This is a genomic window from Photorhabdus hindustanensis, from assembly GCF_002968995.1.
Taxonomy (GTDB): domain Bacteria; phylum Pseudomonadota; class Gammaproteobacteria; order Enterobacterales; family Enterobacteriaceae; genus Photorhabdus; species Photorhabdus akhurstii.
Genome location: NZ_PUWT01000136.1, coordinates 1 through 2082 on the forward strand (window position 1 = coordinate 1; position 2082 = coordinate 2082).

The window sequence follows — 2082 nt, forward strand, 5'->3', positions numbered from 1 at the left end:
TCCACAAGTAGGCATGGGGGAAAAAACTAATATTTTTTATCTCAAAGTGTATGGACTGGACGAAAATAATAACCTTGTCGGGCGTGGTTTTATCCCTAACGTCAGCAGTTATTCTTTTGCCTTCTTAAGTAGTGGCAATGATAAAGCTCTGGCAGTCGCCTTTATGGTGAAATTCTTATTAAACGGCAAAGAGGCGGTCAGTAAGGTGGATTATAAACGCCGTGAGCCGCTTATCTGGTGGAGTAAAGATAAAAGACCTGCCGATTTAGAAGCTCAAATTCCGTTGATTCTGGCCGAATTGGATCGCTTAGGTCCCCCTGATGAAGATCTTTCCGAATGAAGCAACGATTAAGAAATTTACTCAAAAAATGGTTTCCCACTATTCATCCTTTGCCAGCCCAACGGCTGGCACGCTGGGAAAAAGAAATTCTGGCAGCACCACCGGATATTAAGGATGCAGAAACCATTAAGCACGTGGAGATATTGGACTATCTTGATGATAAGGAGTGTCATATCCGCAATCCTCAACGCCGTTTTAGGAGTATTAATCTAATCCCTGTTACATTAGGGATTATTAGTAGTCTTATTCTGAATATTAACGGATTTATCGAAGACCGTAAAAATGATGAAGCAGGGATCCATCAGTGGGTAGCATTGGTAAAGAAGAAATATGGTGAAGAATTTTATCTGCGTAACGATTTACCAGACTATATGGAAGATGCCCGTTATATTGGTAATGATAAAGAAATTTCACTAAGAAAATATTTACATTACCGTTATAATTATTATCTGCATAGCGACTCTTTTTTGAAGATTGATATAGGCTTCCTACTACTCTATCTACTGGTTATTCCACCTTTTGTTTATTGCATATTTTTCTGGAGCCGTCAGGCACCATTAATTATCGACCGTGAACGACAGATTTTCTACACCTGGCATAAAGGTAAAGCCTATGCTGCCCGTTATCCACAATTAGGTATGCTGGAAAAAACCAATATTCTGTATCTCAAAGTCTACGGATTGGATGAAAATAATAACCTTATCGAACGTGTCTTTATCCCTAATGTCAGCAGCTATACTTTTGCTTTTTTAAGCAGTGGCAATGATAAAGCTCTGGCAGTCGCCTTTATGGTGAAGTTTTTATTAAACGGCAAAGAAGCGGTCAGTAAGGTGGATTATAAACGCCGTGAACCGCTTATTTGGTGGAGTAAAGATAAAAAACCCGCTGATTTAGACGCTCAAATTCCATTGGTTCTGGCAGAATTGGATCGTCTGGGTCCCCCTGATGAAGATCTTTCTGAATGAAAAAACGATTAAAAAAAATTACTCAAAAAATGGTTTCCCACTATCCATCCACTGCCATCCCAACGGCTAGCTCGCTGGGAAAAAGAACTTCTGGCAGCACCACCAGATATTAAGGATGAGGAAACAATTAAACATGTAGAAATATTGGACTACCTTGATGATAAGGAGTGTCATATCCGCAACCCTCAACGCCGTTTTAGGAGTATTAATCTAATCCCTGTTACATTAGGGATTATTAGTAGCCTTATTCTTAACATTAATAGCTTTATAAAAGAACGAAGAAGTGGTGAAGAAAACATTCATCATTGGGTTGATATAGTGAAAAAGGAATATGGTGATAAATTTTATCTACGCAATGATTTGCCAGATTATATGGAAGGAGCCCGTTACATCGGTAACGATAAAGAAATTTCACTAAGAAAATACCTACACTATCGCTACAATTTTTATGAATATAGCAATGATATTTTTATAACTGATATGGTATTTCTACTGCTTTATCTAATAATTATTCCACCGTTTGTTTGGGGAATATTCTTTTCCCAGAGACAAGCACCATTAATTATCGATCGCGAACGGCAGATCTTTTATACTTGGTATAAAGGCAAAGCTTATGCCGCCCGCTATCCCCAAGTAGGCATGGCAGAAAAAACTAATATTCTGTTCTTCAAAGTTTATGGCCTAGACGAAAATAATAACCTTGTCGGGCGTGGTTTTATCCCTAACGTCAGCAGTTATTCTTTTGCCTTCTTAAGTAGTGGCAATGATAAAGCGCTG

At 38.5% G+C, this 2082-nt stretch carries 2 protein-coding genes and 1 pseudogene; all 3 read left to right on the forward strand.

All coding sequences use genetic code 11. From position 1 onward, the window contains the following. Positions 1-340: hypothetical protein (locus C6H66_RS26265; protein ID WP_422615595.1), on the forward strand; the 340-nt coding region annotated here is incomplete at its 5' end. Further along, a complete protein-coding gene (locus tag C6H66_RS24595) occupies positions 337-1305 on the forward strand; it encodes a hypothetical protein (protein WP_105397022.1) in 969 nt (322 codons plus the stop codon). The genes C6H66_RS26265 and C6H66_RS24595, both read left to right, overlap by 4 nt. Before the next feature lie 144 nt (positions 1306-1449). Next, positions 1450-2082 (forward strand): annotated as a pseudogene (locus C6H66_RS24600) (hypothetical protein); the annotation flags it as partial.